Genomic DNA, 17,354 nt, shown 5'->3' on the forward strand with positions numbered 1-17,354 from the left:
AGTTAAAATCTTAATTGTTAATTGGAAAACAGATCATAAACTCCGTTTTTCCAGGCTCAGAACTTACGCTCACAGAACCATTATGTTGTTTTACAATTCTCGAAACAACATCCAGTCCAAGGCCTGTTCCTTTGCCAATTGCTTTTGTTGTAAAAAATGGATCAAAAATCCTTGCTTGTTTATCTTTGGGAATCCCAGGCCCGTTATCTGTAATGTAAACATGCACATCATTGTGGTCTTTCCTGGTTTTAATGGTTAACGTAGCCTGTTGCTGTCCATCCAGAACATCCGTTGCATTGTCAATGATATTGGTCCAAACCTGGTTTAATTCTCCGGGTAAGGCTTTAATAAGCGGTAGCGAGGCATCAAAATCCTCAATCACGGTAATGCCAGATTTCTTAATTTTATATTGCATCATCGCAAGGGTATTCCTGATGCCTGAATGAAGGTCCACAAAACTTTTGTCACCTCCGCCATCCATATGCGTGTATATCTTTACAGCACCCACCAAATCCGCTATTCTTTTCGAAGCTTCCTGAATATCGGCAACCATTTGTTCTGTAATCAAGCTATTGTTGGTCCAGGTGAGTACAGATTGAAGATGGCCTTCGGGTAAATGGCTATTAAATTCATCAAGATCTTTAGCTAAAATGCCAAAAGCCACAAAGTTTTCAGCCATGTCTGCAGCATCCCTAATTTCATGTTCATCCAGCCAGTCACTTACTTCATCTTCTAATTCATTGCGCTGAAGCATAGTTAGATGCGGTCGGTTAGGATTGCTTACTGCTGACACTAAGGTGCCATGTATCAAATCAATTTCTTCTTTCTGAATATTTAAAGAAATCAGCTCCTTAAAAACATCGGGAATTGACTTCAGGTGACTCTTTAAAGATGAGGAACTACGTACAATAGCTGCGGCAGGGTTATTCAGCTCATGGGCCAATCCGGCAGATAGTTTTCCCAAAGCCATCATTTTTTCGCCTTGCTGAGCAAGCTCTGTAAATTCCCTTACACGAGAAGTCATCACATGTACCAGTGCCTGGGTGAGCTCATAGTGCCTTACAATAAGTTCTTTTAAGTTTTCTTTAAAGCAGGCCATCACTTTGGCAGTGCTGAGCGCCTGGCAATAACCCATTGCCACAGTCGCCCTTGAAAAAGGGAGCAGGCCTGTAATGTTGCCCTTATGAAAAATTGCTACGCTGGCTTTGTTGTTACTTTGCAAGCGGTAGAGTTCCAAATCGCCACTTAAAATGATAAACATCCTGTCTACAGGATCACCTTCTTCAAAAATAAATTCCCCGGGCTGCAGATCAAAACATGTACTGTTGTCAAACAGCCACTGCAGCTGATCTGCCGGAACATCTGTAAAAACTTCAAGGTTTTGTAAATCCGCTAAACAAGTTTCCTGCATTTCTGATTATTTTAGCTAAAGGTATCAAAAATCACGGAAAGAAGGTTCCCTTAATCTTTCAAAGTAGGGAGTTCTTCATGTGCACCTGGTTTTTTACGCTGAATCTGATAGGTGAAGTTGATGATCAGATTGTTTTTGGCGTTGGTGCCGGCCAAAGCATTATTATATTGATAAACCCAGCCCGCCTGTGCAGTAATTGATTTTGAAAATTGGTAGCCTAATGAAGTAGATACACGGTTGCGCTCAAAATTAGGCTGTTTGTTGTTCAGGAATATTTCATTAAAAGCAGAAACAAATGCAGTTCCTGCCTTCATCTTCTTTTCATTTAAAGGTACAACCAAATTTAAACGGTACCTGAAACGGTTTCGGTAAGCCTGGTTTACCCAGCGCTGTTCCACCCGGTATCGGTGCTCAATTTTTATACGACTAAGGTATTGTGTAAAGGTCATCTGTTCCCATACCCGGTTTTCCGTTATCGTTGGCCCTTTATCAAAATCCAGGTAGTCATAAGTAGTATAACGCCCTGTTCCAATTAAGGCCACATAATTGTTGTCTATCGCATAACTTAACCCGCCTTTAAATTCATGGTAGAATAATTTACCAAAAAATAATTCATCAGTCCTTGCCTGGCTTTCAAAATATCCACCCCAGCGGTGGTCTGTATTGCTGGGCAGCACCACCGTAAATAATCCCCAGGTTCCAGTTTTTTTGGATTGAGTGTAAGCAGATTGACTGGAAAATAAAAGTAAGAAGAGGCTGAGTCTTAAAAACCGGTGCATGTATTTAATGTTAATTTAGTATTAACAGGGCGCAAATATAGGATATTTATTAACTATTTTATTCTTGAGTATGTGAGCACCTATTCATGAAATGATTAACTTTATCCAAAATAAAATTTATGCTTCGCTTCTTTTTAACCGTATTGCTGTTTGCACCCTTCACTGGTTTCTGTCAAAGTTATGAACTCTCCTCTCTTAATATGGATACCAAAACAAGTATCCGCGGCCTTTCCGTTGTTTCAGATAGTGTAGCCTGGGTAAGTGGCAGCAATGGCTTTATCGGTAAAACCATTGATGGTGGCGAAAACTGGAAATGGATTCAACCGGCAGGTTATGAAAAACTGGATTTTAGAGATATTGAGGCCTTTGACGCAGATCGGGCGGTGATTGTAAACGCAGGCTCTCCTGCGTATATTTTACTAACTATTGATGGGGGTAAGACCTGGAAGGAAACTTATAAAAATGTAGACTCTGCTATATTTTTGGATGGTATGGATTTCTGGAGTGAAAAGCGTGGTATTGCATTTGGCGATCCTATCCAAAACCGGCTGCAATTGCTGATTACAGATGATGGTGGACAAAGTTGGGCTGATATTACTGCTAAGTTGCCTTTTGAGATGGAAAAAGGGGAGGCAGGATTTGCCGCAAGCGGCAGCACCATTAAAACTTTACCTGGCGGAAAAGTTTGGATTGCCACAGGGGGCACCAAGTCTAATATTTATACTTCAGATGATTACGGCATGAACTGGAAAAAGTTTGAATGCCCCATTCTTCAAGGTGCCAATAGTACGGGTGTTTTTGGGATGGATTTTTATGATGGAAATATTGGCGTAGTTGTCGGCGGAGATTATACTAAAGATAAAGAGAACAGCAATAATGTATTAACTACTACAGATGGGGGCAAAACTTGGCGTAAGCCATCAAGAGCTGTTTCTGGTTTCCGGTCATCTGTACTTATGTATAACGATAAAAGTTGCATCGCCACAGGTACTTCTGGTACAGATGTTTCCAAAGATGCTGGTCAAAGCTGGTATCATATTTCAGATGAAAGTTTTAATGTGATAAAACGTGCAAAAAATGGTGGTTTGGTACTGCTCGCAGGTGATAAGGGATTGATTTATAGTTTCGCCATCAAATAGGCTTCCTTAGCCGGTGGTAAGGAGTAAATAAAAAAAGCCTTCCGGGAGGGAGGCTTTTGGAGCGAAAGACGAGATTCGAACTCGCGACCCCGACCTTGGCAAGGTCGTGCTCTACCAACTGAGCTACTTTCGCATTGGTTATTTTTGACGATGCAAATATACGAATTCTAAAGCATTCTGGAAATCATTTGGATTTTTTTGCGTTAATTAGTCTAAAATAGCTTCTAATTAATTCAGATACAGTCAGAAATTTATTTAAATAAAATGGTATGGACACTCAAAAACAGTTATCACCCGCACAACAGGAAGAGCTACTCGGTATTCTAAAAATTCGATTTGAGAAAAACACAAGCCGCCACCAAGGGCTGGAATGGACAAAAGTGCAGGCAAAACTGGAATTAAATGCAGAAAAACTTTGGGCGCTTGATGAGATGGAGCAAACCGGTGGTGAACCTGATGTTGTTGCTTATGATGAAAATACTGGTGAGTACGTTTTTTATGATTGCTCGGCAGAGAGTCCAAAGGGGCGTAGAAGTATTTGCTATGATCATTTGGCACTAGCAGCCAGAAAAGAACATAAACCTGCAGACAGTGCTTTGAACATGGCAGAAAACATGGGCATTCAAATATTAACGGAAGAAGAATACCGGAATTTGCAACAACTAGGGAGTTTTGATTTAAAAACATCCAGTTGGGTAGCCACACCTGCCGACATTAGAAAACTAGGAGGTGCTATTTTTTGTGATCGTCGCTATAACACTGTTTTCACTTACCATAACGGTGCCGAATCTTATTACGGAGCAAGGGCCTTCCGCGGATCATTGAGGGTGTAAACTTTAGCAACATTATGCCTTGTAAATTTCCCTTACTACATCATCCAGATCGCTGGCGCTTTGCAGAATCATTTTCGCGGCACTTTGTACATCTCCAATATCAGCTGTGTCCTGGATCAATTTGCCGAGACCAATTAAATTTGCCACATGCCGGCGAATCAGGTGGGAATGGTTGTGTTTCACTTCATCAAGTTCACCGATGGTTTGCATCCACTCGGTAATGTCATGACCGATACAAAAAATTCCGGCAGGGGCACCGGCATGATCAAACATGGCTTTATATTCCCATCTGGTAATGATAAATCCACCCTTTCCGTCATGTTTACGCAAAGTGGCCGGAAATATTGATTCCGGATAGTTAAAGGCCATTTGCGAAACAATTTTACAGGTTTGCTGGTCCTCAGGATGCATCGTGACAGCGTAAAACTTTCCAACCAAATCCCCATGAATGGGTTCAAAAACATCTGCATAGTGCCTGTTCAGGTAGCTATAATTAGAGTTCATATCTACAGCTATCAAATAATATGTCGCCGAATCGCCTAATAGGGCTTTAATTTCCTCAAATTGCTGCATAGTATTGTCTCAATAAGATTGATAAACAAAAAAAAACACCCACTTGTTTAAGGTGGATGTTTTTATCAATTATGAAGGAAATCTAATTAACCGATCTTAACATTAATTGCGTTCAAGCCTTTTTTACCTTGCTCGATGTCGTAGCTTACAGAATCATTCTCACGAATGTTATCAATTAAGCCAGAAGAATGAACAAAGATTTCGCTATCACCATTCGCTGGTACGATAAATCCAAAACCTTTTGTCTCATTGAAAAATTTTACTGTTCCTTGTTGCATTATATTGTATTTAATTATTTTTCAAAGGTAGTAAGTATTTTAATATAAATTAATATTTTGTATTTATTTATTTTATTGAGTATAATTTTTAATTAAATAGCTTGAATAGAGCCCCGGAAACACCTATTTCGGCACAATACTAGCTGTAATTGCGCATGCACAAAAATCTGTCGTTTTTACAGGGCGGTGGCCAGCTTGGCGAGTTGATCAGAAATAAAGACTGGTCTGCCACCGATTTAGATGCTCCGGTTAACTGGCCGGAAAGCCTGCGCTCTGCTATAACCATTTCATTAAATTCGGGATTTCCGATTGCCATCTACTGGGGGCAGAATTTTGTATTGCTGTATAACGATGCCTGGAGCAGCATACCAGGTGATAAGCACCCATGGGCACTGGGTAATCCTGGTCCAACGGTATGGCCGGAAATATGGGATGGGCTTAAGGATGAATTTGAGAGTGTATTAAATGAGGGAAAATCCTATCGAAGGCCAGATGCCCCATTGTATATGTACCGATATGGTTACACTGAAGAATGTTATTTCGACTATACGTTATCACCCATCGTTGCAGTAGATGGAAGTGTTGATGGTGTATTTAATGCTGTCGTAGAAACAACGTACCGTGTCATCAACGAACGGAGAAACGGAATCCGAAGTGCTTTCCTCAGTCAGGCCCATACTTCTGCAACCCGTGCAGCAGCCTACAATAAAATTAATGATTTACTGCAAAATGCAGTGTTGGATATTAGTTTTTTTGCATTTTATAAGGTAGGTGCGGGCACAAATGAAGATGAACTTGTTTTAAGCAAAGGCCTCAATGAACTGCAATTGCAGCATTTGCATGCACTAATTGGCGCTGAACAAGCAGAGCTTAAGGATTTAGATCAATTGCTGCCTGAACCCGTTTTTGCATATTGGCCAGAACCCGTTACTGAAGCAATGGTGGTACCCATTTACAATGGGGAAGGCAGAATAAACGTAATGCTCGTTTTAGGGGCTTCTGCCAGAAAACGTATAGATGAAGATTACAGGCAGTTTTTACAAGCTGTTGCGGCCAATTCTGGTGCCATGCTCAACAATGCATTTGCTGCGGAGCTCAACCTCGCTTACCAGAAAGAATTGATGCTAAATGCCGAGTTATTTGAAGAGCAGCAGGCACTTAATGAAGAAATCTCGGCAGCTAATGAGGAGCTGTCCGCTTCTAACGAGGAACTTGCCACCACCAATGAGGAATTGAGCGAAACACAGGCGCAGCTTAATGAAACGCTGAGTTGGCTGGGGGAGAGTGAGCAGCGCTTTCGGAACCTGATCAGAGAAGCTACAGTAGGTGTCATTTTGCTAATGGGCCCTAATTTGATTGTTGATGTTGTGAACGATGCCTATGCTAAATTAATTGGACGTAGTATCGAAGATTTAATCAATAAACCCTTATTTGACATCATCCCAGAGGCAGAAGAAGCTTTTAAAAAAGTAATAGAACCGGTGATGAATACCGGAGAAGCAGCATACTTATATGAGCAAGCCTATTTTGTACATAACGATGAAGCTAAAATTGAAGGTCTCTTAAACCTAACTTATCAGCCATATAGAGAGAGTGATGGTAAAATTACAGGGGTCATGGTACTGTGTCAGGACGTTACTGCTCAGGTGAAGGCCAGACAGCAAGTGGAGGCAACGGAGCGTCGTTTTCAATTTATGCTCAATGCCATCCCACAGCAGGTCTGGACGGCAACCCCGGAAGGATCGTTGAATTATGTGAACCAGGTAGTGGCAGATGATTTTGGCGTCAACTCAGATGTAATTGTCAATACTGGCTGGTCATCTTTTATCCATCCCGATGACCTTCCTTCTTCAACGCTTAGCTGGAATCGTTCGCTAAAAAGTGGTGAAGAATACCTCACCGAATTCAGGCTTAAATTTGCCGATGGTACATACATCTGGCACCTTGCCCGTGCAGTTCCTTTAATAGAAAATGGAGAGATCACGCTTTGGTTAGGTACCAATACCAATATCGAAGCACAAAAGGAAAACGAACAGCGCAAAGATGAATTCCTCTCCATTGCCAGTCATGAACTGAAAACACCGCTTACCGGAATAAAGGCATTTAACCAATTGATGCGCAAAAGCAAAGACCAGGAACGTACCGCATCATATATAGAAAAATCAAGTGAAAACATATACAGGTTAGAGAAACTCATTAACGACTTGTTGGATGTCACTAAAATCAATGCCGGTAAGTTAACCTACGATTTTCAATCCTTCAATTTCTCAGAGATGCTCAGGGAGAGCGTGGAAAGCGTACAATTAACCACAAGCACACATCAGCTTGTTCTGGACCAAGTTGATGAACTGTTCATTACCGGAGATCGTTTAAGGCTGGAACAGGTAATTAACAATTTTTTAAGTAATGCCATTAAATACTCTCCAGGTGGAAAACAGGTCATCATTAAAAGTCAGGTAGATGGTCAGGGACTAATTGTTTCTGTAAAAGATTTTGGTATTGGTATTCAGGCGCAGCACATTCAGCGTTTGTTTGACCGTTATTACCGTATCGACAATACAGCCATGCGCTTTGAAGGCCTTGGATTGGGTTTGTTTATCTCTTCCGAGATCTTGAAAAGGCATATGGGTACATTTTGGATTGAAAGTCAACCCAACGAGGGCTCAACCTTTTACTTCCGCCTGCCGCTTGCCGAAGCAAAGCTTAAAGAGCCAATTATTGAAGATGATGATAAATTCTATAAAGATGAACACATTACCATCATTCAGAATAAAGAAGCTGCTTGGCTTGAGGTGGATTGGAAAGGATTTCAGACCGTAGAAGCTGTAAAAGCAGGAGGTATGCGGATGCTTGCTATGCTAAAAGCTGGTGGTTTTAGTAAAGTATTGAATGACAATACCCATGTAGTGGGTACTTGGTCTGAAGCATCTGACTGGGCCGGACAAGAATGGTTCCCTATGATGGAAGAAGCCGGACTTAAGTATTTTGCCTGGATTTATTCTCCAAGTGCTTTCAGCAGGCTTTCCGCAGAAAAGGCGGTAGATGTAAAAGTTGGAAATTCAATTATTCAGTTCTTCACAGACCTTGAATCGGCTAAGAAATGGCTAGCCGATAGGAGGGATATTTAAGTTATCCTTCCTGTCGGCAAGCCATGTTAATTCTGGCCCATTACTTGTCTTGTTCCTGCTTTGTAATATAACTCGGCAAGTGTTTTTTGGTAGCCGGCCACCATGCTTTCCTTTTTAATTTTCATGTCAATCAATTTAGTCTCCCTGCTGTTGATTAAAAAAAGTGTACTCTCGCCCAGGCTAAACTTTTGATTTTCGCCATTCACCAGGATCTGCTGGTTTTCAATACTTCTTACCTGCACAGACAGTTGCGAAGCATAGGCTGACAAGTCATTATAGGCGGCCCTGATGTTGTTTTTAATTTCCCTGCCAAATTGTTGCACATCATAATTTAACTCCTGTTGTTTAATTTTTACTTCACGGAGTTTACCTCTTTCCGATCTTAAAAACAATGGAAAGGCAAATTCAAGACCCAGCTTGTAATTGCTCCAGTTAAAATCATAGTACCCCGGAATGGTGCTGTTAAAGTCCGTTCTGCTAGAGATCAAATTTCCTGTAATGTTAAGTTTTGGTTTAAGCAATTCCTGGCGGTAGCTTCTTTCAATCTCAAGTTGTGCGCCCTTACTGCGTAGTTTTACCAGTTCGGGATGTTCATCAGCTGCCCTGCCCAATAAAGTATCCAGGATTAATGGATTTGGCTGCCTGATGCTTTCGCTAACCTGCTGAGGTAAGGCCTCTAAAGGAAGTTCCAGCGGATTACCACTTTCGTTCCAAAGGTGATTGGAGAGCACCAGTCTGGCATTTTGCAACTCAATCGCAGTCTTTTCTTTTTGAATCATCCGCTCTTGTACCGTAATGTAAGCCTCAACAGAATCAATTTGAGGTTTATCACCCAGCAGCATTTGCCTGTTCAAAGCCTTCAATCTTCGTTCCGCCAGGTCCAGGCCTTCGTTTACCAACTCAAATTGTTTATAAGCGTAATACCAGTTCCAGTAATCTTTAGCTACGGTGTACCAAATGCTGTTAATTTCTTTCAGTTGATCGGCCTCGGCGTATTGGACCATTATCTTTGCTTGCCTGAGTGTATTGCGGCGCGCATCAATCAGTAAACCTTGTCCCAATGGAATACTTAAGCCAATAGCCGATAAACCTTGAGAATTGGTGCGACTTTCGGGATTTACATAGGTCCCCACATTCCGGTCGTAGCCAACTTTTAAATCGGCACCAGCAAGCCAGAGTGGAATTTTAAGTTCAGAATTCCATTTGTTGTAATATTCCGTATCGCCAAATAACTTCCTCCCAAAGCCAGCTTTTAGCTCCGGGTCAAAATAACCCAGGGACTGTAATACATTGGCCCTTGCCGATTCTCCTAATAATGCTGCCTGCTTAATGATAGGGTGGTATCTGAACACCATTACCTGTAAATCTTCCAGGCTAAACCTTTTTCCAGTATCTGCAACGGTTTCAACTTTAATGGGCTTTTGGGGCTGGGCAAAACTCATTTTACCAGCCAGCAATAGTAGGTTTGTCAGGATGGCAAATAACTTTAAATTTCTATACATGCGGTTTCCTCCAGTATTATTTTGAATCCTTACCTGCATCAGCCGGTTCTTTCTCTAAACTTGGCGGAAAGCCGTTCAGTTGTCGCCAAATCTCGTACCAAAGGGGTACAGACCTCAGGATGACCCGTCCGTAAACACCAGAGCCCTGACGCAGCTGCGGAGGCCAGGGTTCATCTTTTGAGGGTACTGGATTCGTTTGACTAACCAATACCCGATATTTGCCACCAGTGCTGCTAATCCTGTCAATAGAAAAGATTTTACCCGCAAAAGTACCAACCGCAACAGAAGGCCATCCTGAAAACTGTACCGAAGGCCAGCCTTCAAACTGGAGTCTCACATCACTCGTATCCAGAATTAAAGGAACGTCCATTGCACTCACGTATAGCTCTACCGCAACCAAAGGCGATTTAGGCTGTAAGGTAGCCACAGATTCACCTTCTTTAATGTTTTCTCCAATCCCTGCTTTAAGTGTTTTCACCACAAATCCACTCTGTGGTGCCCTTACCACGTAAAGTCCTCTTCTTATACTGATATTGGAAATGTCGTTTCTCAGTTTTGCGATATCTCCCTGCGCAGTAGCCCGGCTGGAAATTGCAGTACTCATGTCAGATTGCGCTTTAGATATTGATTCCTGATATTTTGCGCGAATGTTATCTAACTCTATGGTAGAATTCAGCAAATTCTGAACGGAGTTGTTGAGCTTATTTTGCTGGCTAATTACCTTTGCGTTGTCTTCCTGTAATTTAAGTCTACGGGTCTCAATGTCTGTTAAAGAGAAAAGTCCGTTTTTGTATCCCGTTTCATAACGCTCCAATCTCACCTTAGTGGTCTCGTAAAACTTTTGTACAGCTAAAAGTTCCGCACTATCAATGCTTACATAATTTTGGGCCTGATGTACTTTATTTTCCGCTGCCTGCATCTGATAACGTAAACCATCATTCATTGCCTTCATTTGTGCTTTTGTGGCATCAATTTTTTGTACAGCAGCAGTCTCACTGCCACGCTTGGCATCCAGTTGTTCATTTAACCTGGTAGGCAATTCGGGGTCAAAATACGATTGACTCGTCTCAGAGATCACCAGGATGGTGTCTCCTTTTTGCACTTCCTGACCTTCACGGACGGCCCAATGCTCAATCCGGCCGCCTATCTGGTTCTGCACCGTTTGCGGCCGGTCTTCCGGGCGTAGCGCGGTAACTGTTCCCCGGCCAGGAATGGTTTGACGGTAGGGGAGAAAGAGCAATATCCCGAAGAAAAGGAATATAAATATGGCTACCCTGCCCAGCATTTCAGGCCCCTTAACGTTTAAAATTTTGCTGTTGGCCTGAACAGCAAGTTCTTCCCAGTTTTTAAGCTGCGCTAAATTCTTATTCATCTTAGCCATGGTTCAGCGCTCCTTCCTCCAGTTCAAGATCAGTAACTACGGCAAGCTTCTCGCTCCCTGTTACCATATCAAATACCGTATTTAAATTGGTCATTAATTTTTCTATGGCATAGCTAATTTGTACAATAATCACTTCAGCGGCCACAAACTGGCCAAAAGTTATTTCTCTTTCCACCACAAAATAAGAACCCAACAGCAGTAGTGAACCCATGAGTATGGTACGCATGGCTACCGCGCTCACAAAAAACCTTTTTAACACACTAAAGTGATCGTTACGCGCCTGAATGTAGTTGGCCGTAATTTCATCTGTGCGGGTAATGATTTCTTTGCGTTTTTCTTCACTTTCCCTGTAAGTGTCTAAATCGGCTGCAATTTCTTCCAGGTAACCCACAACTTCATATTTATAGCCAGATTCTTCAATACTGGTTTGTACACCCTGGCGGTAATACAATATCAATATTAAAATGATAGCGATAAGCACAAACATCCCGAAGGCCATAAAAACCGGGTGATAGAAAGAAAGTAAGATCACACTAAAAAAGATCTGTACCGCTGCAGCTACAATATCCACCAGTAGTTTGGTCAATCCTTTCTGAATGGTCAGGATATCGAAAAAGCGGTTGATCAGTTCAGATGGGTTTTCACCTTCCAGGGCTTTCTTTTTTATCCTTGGCAGTCGAAATGCAAATTCCAGGGCAGCTTTAGCAAAAATTTTCTGCTCTATAAATTCAACTAGAGTAAGCTGTCCTATTAACAATAAACCACCTACAACAATGCCCACCAAAATTACGGCAATCAGGATGTAAGTAGAGCTGTACATCGCACCGTTAGAAAGGAGGTTGAATACCGCCGTGGTACCAAGTGGTAAAGAGAGGCCTATTAAGCCGATGAGCATGGCGTAAACGTAAATATAATTGATCGTTTTCCTTTCGTAGTGAAGTAAACGGACCAGTCTTTGCCATGGCGTAGGCGCGCCAGCAACATGATGATTCTTCATATATAAAATAGTATAGGTAATTGTAAAATTTATCTCAATGGATAAAATCTATTATCTGTGCAACTACGCGCAGTAGTTAGGAGGGGGAGTAGGAACATTCCTCGGTGGAAAATTCCCTATGCGCAAGCGCTGAAGTAAGGTATGTAAGGGTAAAAACTTTGTTCCTGTAGGGTGCTCATAAAGAACCACCGACGATTCATGATGAAGCAGTTTTTTCTTGGCCTTATCTAAAGATTCCTCTTCTTTATCTTTATTTTCTTCGGCCCCTTTTTCAATAGCATAGCTGCGGTTCACAGAAGAAAAGGCATAAATGGAGAAGGCGCAAAATTTTAGCAGCAATATGCCCAATAGCAGCATGCCGAAAATGCCTTTTAAGAAATTGTTCCTAAATACCCTCATCATTCTTATGCAAATATAAATCAATCACTCATTTTCTATGAACACAGCATGTTTTTGTTACGCATTTTTATAGTGCTTTTATATATTTTGGTAATTTGATGACAAAGTTGCCCTACTTATTAGAAAGTTATTAGGATAAGAGGTGTGGTTAAAAAATCCTGTATTGATAGTTTTTAAACCTATTTACTTGCATTCAAACCCTTCCTGCTGCTTTAATCAGTTAATATTGTGTCGGTGCTAAAAGAGTATTTCTTGACAGCCCGATAACCATTTATAATTTCTGTATGATTAAGAAGCTACTGTTTTTAATGATCCTGTTTTCAGGAATTTCATTTCCCATAGCAAAAGCAGGTTCACCCTATTATAACGTACGCGACTTTGGTGTAGTTGCAGATGGTAAGACGGTGACAACCGCAGCTATACAAGCGGTGATAGAAAAATGCGCTAAAGCCGGAGGAGGCAAAATTGTATTCCCGGCGGGCAATTACCTAACAGGGCCTTTGTTTATGCGCAGTAATATAGAAATAGAGATTCTGGCTGGCGCTACGTTGATATTTCACGATGATATTTTAAATACGCCAGTAATTGAGGGCTCCTGGGAAGGTATTGAAAGAAAAGTTTATGCTGCTCTTTTTACCGGTCACAACCTAAAAAATATTGCCATTACCGGACGCGGCAGGTTAGAAGGCAGAGGAAGTACATGGTGGAAAGCTTACCGTGAAACGGAAGCCATCAGGATCAGATTAGGCATTACCGAAAGAGAGCCTGATAATCCAAAAGATAGCCCCTTACCGTTTCCCCGTCCAAAAATGATCAATTTTTACAATTGCGAAGATATATTAATCAGTGGGATTACCATCAATAATTCAACATCCTGGACCATACACCCGGTTTTTTGCAGAAATATTGAAATCAATGGTATTTCAATTGTGCAACCCTATGACTCTCCAAATACAGATGGCATCAACCCGGAGGCTTGTCATAACGTAAGAATTTTCAATTGTTTTATCGATTGTGGCGATGACTGTATTACCCTAAAATCTGGTTATAACGAACATGGCAGAAAAAAGGGCATTCCTTGCGAAAATATTGTCATTGCCAATTGCACCTTTGCGCACGGCCGTAGTGCTGTAGGTATTGGCAGCGAAATGTCGGGGGGCGTTCGAAATGTAACCATCAGCAATTGTGTTTTTAAGGGCACTAGACGGGGTTTACGCATCAAGAGTAAACGCGATAGAGGCGGAGTAGTTGAAAATATATTAGCTACAGGCATCATTATGGAAGACATTGAAGAGGCCATATCCATTGATATGTATTACGAGACCAAATCTGATGCAGCAGAACCTATCAGCGAAAAAACACCTTTGTTTCGAAACATTAGGTTCAGTAATATCATAGGCAGCAACATAGACCAGCCCATCAATGTTTGGGGCTTGCCAGAATCGCCAATTGAAGGTTTGGTACTCGAAAATATCCGCATGGAATCAAAAAAGGGCATGGATGCTAAATTTGTGAAGGACTTAAGGCTCCATAATGTCGAAATTATAAATGAGGATGGAAAGGTCCCTTTTTATATTCGGAATGGCTACAAAGTAGAGGTTTCTTTATTAAGAGGGCCTGTTGGCAAAGCAAAAAACAATATTGAAACTGAAAAAGTAACTGAATTTAAAGATCTTTTCAGAAATATAACCAATTAAAGATGGGGCCATCATGGTAGCTTCATTACCATTGAAAACAAATTATAAACAAATGAAAACAACGATAGTCATCGGCATACTCTCTTTCTTTTTTATCGAACGTGCATTTTCTCAAAATACTTTTCCTAAAAGCGAAAAAGAAGATAAAAATCAGGTCATGAGCAGTGCTTACTGGCAAATTTGGAGTACAGATGTACAGCAGAAAATAGATCGGGACATTGATAAAAACAGGAAGGCTGATGCAGTTTTGCAGATTAGCGACGTTAAAATCGGCACCGAACTTAAAATTGAGCAAATTTCCCATGATTTTATATTTGGGGCACATATTTTCAATTATAACCAATTGGGCACAAAAGAATTAAATGATAAATATAAAAATCTATATGGAACACTTTTTAATTCTGCCACTATCGCATTTTACTGGAATAAGCATGAGATTACTCCTGGAAAACCGCGTTACGAGGAAGAATATAGAGATACGGAAGCTTATTGGAATAATGTAAAGGACCCAAAGGCCGAGCTGCATTGGCGTCGTCCCGCTACTGATCCTGTTGTTGAATTTTGTGAAAGCAAGGGCATTCGGCTGCACGGGCACACTTTGGTCTGGGGCAACCGAAGATGGCATTTCCCTGGTTGGATTGCAGGAGATTTAATGACACCCGAAGAAAAGCTGAAAATGGACGGCCTTGTCAAGACATATGCATCAGACAAGAATACGCTGAAAGAAGAAATGTATCAGGAGGAATATAAAAAACTCAGTCCGGCTCAATTGGCAGATCTGTTTCCTGCTTTTACCACAACACTGGCCGAAACGCAGGAGAAGAGAATTAAAGAGATCGCAAATCACTATAAAGGTCGCCTGCAAAGCTGGGATGTGGTTAACGAAAGTGCCAAAGACTATAACGCCGGCAATTTAATTAGCGGAGCAAGTTTAAGTAAAAGTTGGTATGGCTTAATGCCCGGCGATTACGATTATACCTCATTAAGAACAGCAAAGGAAGCTTTTCCTGAAAATGTGGCATTGAATATTAACGATTATGATATGGGCGAAGCTTATGCAAATCAAGTGAAAAGTTTGCTTGCCAGAGGCAGCAAGATTGATATTATGGGTTCTCAAATGCATAAACTTGGTACTAAAGGCAGTTTGGAAGCTTCAGAAGGTAAAGAAATCGAAACACCTCATATGGTATGGGAAAGAATGAATATATTTTCGAGAACCGGTCTGCCAGTTCATTTAAGTGAAGTTACCATCGCATCTCCTGCTCAGGACGAAAAGGGACTGGCCATTCAGGCTATTCTGACGCAAAATATGTACCGCCTCTGGTTTAGCATTCAACCCTTAATGGGAATCACCTGGTGGAATGTGGTTGACGATTGTGGCGCTGCGGGAGAATCGGCTAAATCTGGACTGTTTACCCGTGAAATGCAGCCAAAGCCCGCTTTTTATGCCATTAATAATTTAATTAACAAAGAATGGATAACCAGGGAAACTATCAAAGTACAAAAGGATGGACAAGTAAAATTTAGGGGCTTTAAAGGCAAATACAGGGTAACATGGACAGATAAAAGTGGCAAAGTTCAGCATTCAGAATTTTATCTTAAAAAAGACGGAGATGGGTTTTATAATCAATCGGTAACCGCAGATGTTTGTGTTTATGGTGCAACAGCATCGGGTATTATGGCTGCTATCGCAGTTAAAAAAGAAGGTAAATCTGTCGTTTTGGTAGAGCCGGGCAGATGGGTAGGGGGAATTTTAGGTGCAGGAATTAAACCTCAACAAGACTGTCCCAACATTAATGCCACAGGTGGAATGACACGCCCTTTGATCGAAAGTTTGGGTGTGAGAAACAGTAATCCAAACTGGAAAGAAATTAATCCAAAAGATATTAGAGCAGATTTAATTGCGCTGCTGAAGCAGCATAAAATTGACATTGTATATCAGCACCGAATTTCCAGATGTGAGGTAAAGGATGGAAAAATCAATCAGGCATTTTTCGATTTCGCACCTTTTGATGAATATGGGATCCCGCCCGAGAAAAGTAGTCAGTCGGAAAGTCTCAGCGTAAAATCTAAAGTATTTATAGACTGCAGTTACGAAGGAGACCTGATGTATTTTTCGGGAGTTACTTTCAGGGTAGGAAGAGATGCAAATGTAGATTACGATGAAAAGACCGCAGGCGTGCAGGTACCTACAAAATTAACACCAATAGATCCTTTTGTAATACCTGGTTTGCCGTCCAGCGGTTTGTTGAAAATGGTAGAAAAGGATCATAACAAACCTACAGGTTCTGGTGACCATTTCACACAGGCATATAACTATCGCTACTATTTAACTACCGATCCAAGGTTTAAAGTAGCCATAACGCCACCAAATAACTATAATGCCGCAGACTTTGAATTAGTTGGCCGTTATGTAGCATTTTTAATTAAGGAAAATCCAGATCGGCAATTATTGTTTAAACAGTTAAGCGGTATTTTTCCGGGTTGGCTGAATGCCAATGAATACAATTATCAGCGGGCTTCTTTAATTACCATCGCACCTGTAGCAATTAGTCACAGATATGCCTCGGGCGATTGGGCTACAAAGGCAAATATCTGGAGACAGCATAAAGATTATTTAAGTGGTTTACATCACTTTTTGTCAACCGATAGTAGAGTTCCTGTTGAATTTCGTGAGCAAACGGCAGCATTAGGATTGGATATCAGACCGCATCAGGAAACAAAAGGATGGCCTCATCAGCTTTATATCAGGGTTTCCAGAAGGTTGTTGGGTAACTATACAGTGACAGAGCATGATGTGCTAAATAAAACAATGATTAGCGATCCGATTGGCCTTGCCCAATATGGTATAGATGTTTACCCATTACGAAGAATTTGGCTTGAAAAAGAAGGAAAGTACTATGTTGGATTAGAAGGGTCTATGTTTGTAGGTGGTGCCAAAGGGCCTACAAACAAGCCTTATCCGATTCCTTACCGGGCTATAACGCCATTAAAAAATGAATGTCAGAATTTGCTGGTTCCAGTATGTCTGTCGGCAAGTCATGTAGGTTATGCATCGGTAAGAATGGAACCTGTGTTTATGATTACCGGAGAATCTGCAGGCATTGCTGCGGCACAGGCCATCACCGAAAATGTGGCTGTTCAGGATATCGATATGCTGAAATACAGGAATACCTTGAAGGCCGCTAAGCAACTTTTGCAATACGATGGAAATAAATAGCTTATTGCTTTTTCATT

13 protein-coding genes and 1 tRNA gene are annotated in these 17,354 nt (G+C 41.2%); 5 read left to right on the forward strand and 9 right to left on the reverse strand.

Translation table 11 applies throughout. The annotated features are described in order from the left end of the window. Positions 1-10: 10 nt before the first annotated feature. Together LPB86_RS11230 and LPB86_RS11235 are read right to left on the reverse strand one after the other, a co-directional pair. A complete protein-coding gene (locus LPB86_RS11230) occupies positions 11-1,411 on the reverse strand; it encodes an ATP-binding protein (protein ID WP_230643787.1) in 1,401 nt (466 codons plus the stop codon). Positions 1,412-1,461: 50 nt separating this feature from the next. After that, entirely contained in the window at positions 1,462-2,190 is a 729-nt protein-coding gene (locus tag LPB86_RS11235) for a DUF2490 domain-containing protein (RefSeq protein WP_230643791.1), read from the reverse strand. 200 nt (positions 2,191-2,390) lie between these two features. Between LPB86_RS11235 and LPB86_RS11240 the strand changes: the two genes are divergently transcribed. Continuing rightward, positions 2,391-3,329: an oxidoreductase gene (locus LPB86_RS11240; RefSeq protein WP_230643795.1), complete on the forward strand. Its 939-nt coding sequence runs from the start codon at positions 2,391-2,393 to the stop codon at positions 3,327-3,329. Between the two features lie 57 nt (positions 3,330-3,386). Here LPB86_RS11240 and LPB86_RS11245 read toward each other — a convergent pair. Continuing rightward, a tRNA-Gly gene (locus tag LPB86_RS11245) sits at positions 3,387-3,462 on the reverse strand. A 136-nt stretch (positions 3,463-3,598) separates the two neighbouring features. Between LPB86_RS11245 and LPB86_RS11250 the strand changes: the two genes are divergently transcribed. Continuing rightward, a complete protein-coding gene (locus tag LPB86_RS11250) occupies positions 3,599-4,162 on the forward strand; it encodes a DUF4256 domain-containing protein (protein WP_230643801.1) in 564 nt (187 codons plus the stop codon). Between the two features lie 12 nt (positions 4,163-4,174). On the opposite strand, the gene LPB86_RS11255 is transcribed toward LPB86_RS11250, so the two are convergent. Both LPB86_RS11255 and LPB86_RS11260 read right to left on the reverse strand, forming a co-directional pair. Continuing rightward, positions 4,175-4,735, reverse strand: coding sequence for a PAS domain-containing protein (locus tag LPB86_RS11255; protein WP_230643803.1), 561 nt, complete (start codon positions 4,733-4,735; stop codon positions 4,175-4,177). Between the two features lie 86 nt (positions 4,736-4,821). Beyond that, positions 4,822-5,013, reverse strand: coding sequence for a cold-shock protein (locus LPB86_RS11260; RefSeq protein ID WP_230643805.1), 192 nt, complete (start codon positions 5,011-5,013; stop codon positions 4,822-4,824). A gap of 155 nt (positions 5,014-5,168) precedes the next feature. Here LPB86_RS11260 and LPB86_RS11265 point away from each other — a divergent pair, with 155 nt between their 5' ends. Further along, positions 5,169-8,141 carry a PAS domain-containing sensor histidine kinase gene (locus LPB86_RS11265; protein WP_230643809.1) on the forward strand — a complete coding sequence of 991 codons (2,973 nt, stop codon included), beginning with the start codon at positions 5,169-5,171 and terminating at the stop codon, positions 8,139-8,141. Positions 8,142-8,167: 26 nt separating this feature from the next. On the opposite strand, the gene LPB86_RS11270 is transcribed toward LPB86_RS11265, so the two are convergent. The 4 genes from LPB86_RS11270 to LPB86_RS11285 all read right to left on the reverse strand — a co-directional run bounded on the left by LPB86_RS11270 (position 8,168) and on the right by LPB86_RS11285 (position 12,423). Continuing rightward, the gene (locus LPB86_RS11270; protein WP_230643811.1) at positions 8,168-9,643 is read right to left on the reverse strand and encodes a TolC family protein; all 1,476 of its coding nucleotides are present in this window, start codon (positions 9,641-9,643) and stop codon (positions 8,168-8,170) included. A 16-nt stretch (positions 9,644-9,659) separates the two neighbouring features. After that, positions 9,660-11,015, reverse strand: a complete 1,356-nt coding sequence (locus LPB86_RS11275; protein WP_230643813.1) for an HlyD family secretion protein — start codon at positions 11,013-11,015, stop codon at positions 9,660-9,662. 1 nt (position 11,016) lies between these two features. Further along, on the reverse strand, positions 11,017-12,021 hold the full coding sequence (locus LPB86_RS11280; protein WP_230643815.1) for an ABC transporter transmembrane domain-containing protein: 1,005 nt from the start codon (positions 12,019-12,021) through the stop codon (positions 11,017-11,019). A gap of 63 nt (positions 12,022-12,084) precedes the next feature. Continuing rightward, the gene (locus tag LPB86_RS11285; protein ID WP_230643817.1) at positions 12,085-12,423 is read right to left on the reverse strand and encodes a hypothetical protein; all 339 of its coding nucleotides are present in this window, start codon (positions 12,421-12,423) and stop codon (positions 12,085-12,087) included. A 281-nt stretch (positions 12,424-12,704) separates the two neighbouring features. Here LPB86_RS11285 and LPB86_RS11290 point away from each other — a divergent pair, with 281 nt between their 5' ends. Continuing rightward, a complete protein-coding gene (locus tag LPB86_RS11290) occupies positions 12,705-14,117 on the forward strand; it encodes a glycoside hydrolase family 28 protein (RefSeq protein WP_230643819.1) in 1,413 nt (470 codons plus the stop codon). Positions 14,118-14,169: 52 nt separating this feature from the next. Next, a complete protein-coding gene (locus LPB86_RS11295) occupies positions 14,170-17,337 on the forward strand; it encodes an FAD-dependent oxidoreductase (RefSeq protein ID WP_230643821.1) in 3,168 nt (1,055 codons plus the stop codon). Positions 17,338-17,354: the final 17 nt, after the last annotated feature.

It is taken from the genome of Pedobacter sp. MC2016-14 (assembly GCF_020991475.1).
In the GTDB taxonomy this organism is placed as follows: Bacteria; Bacteroidota; Bacteroidia; order Sphingobacteriales; family Sphingobacteriaceae; genus Pedobacter.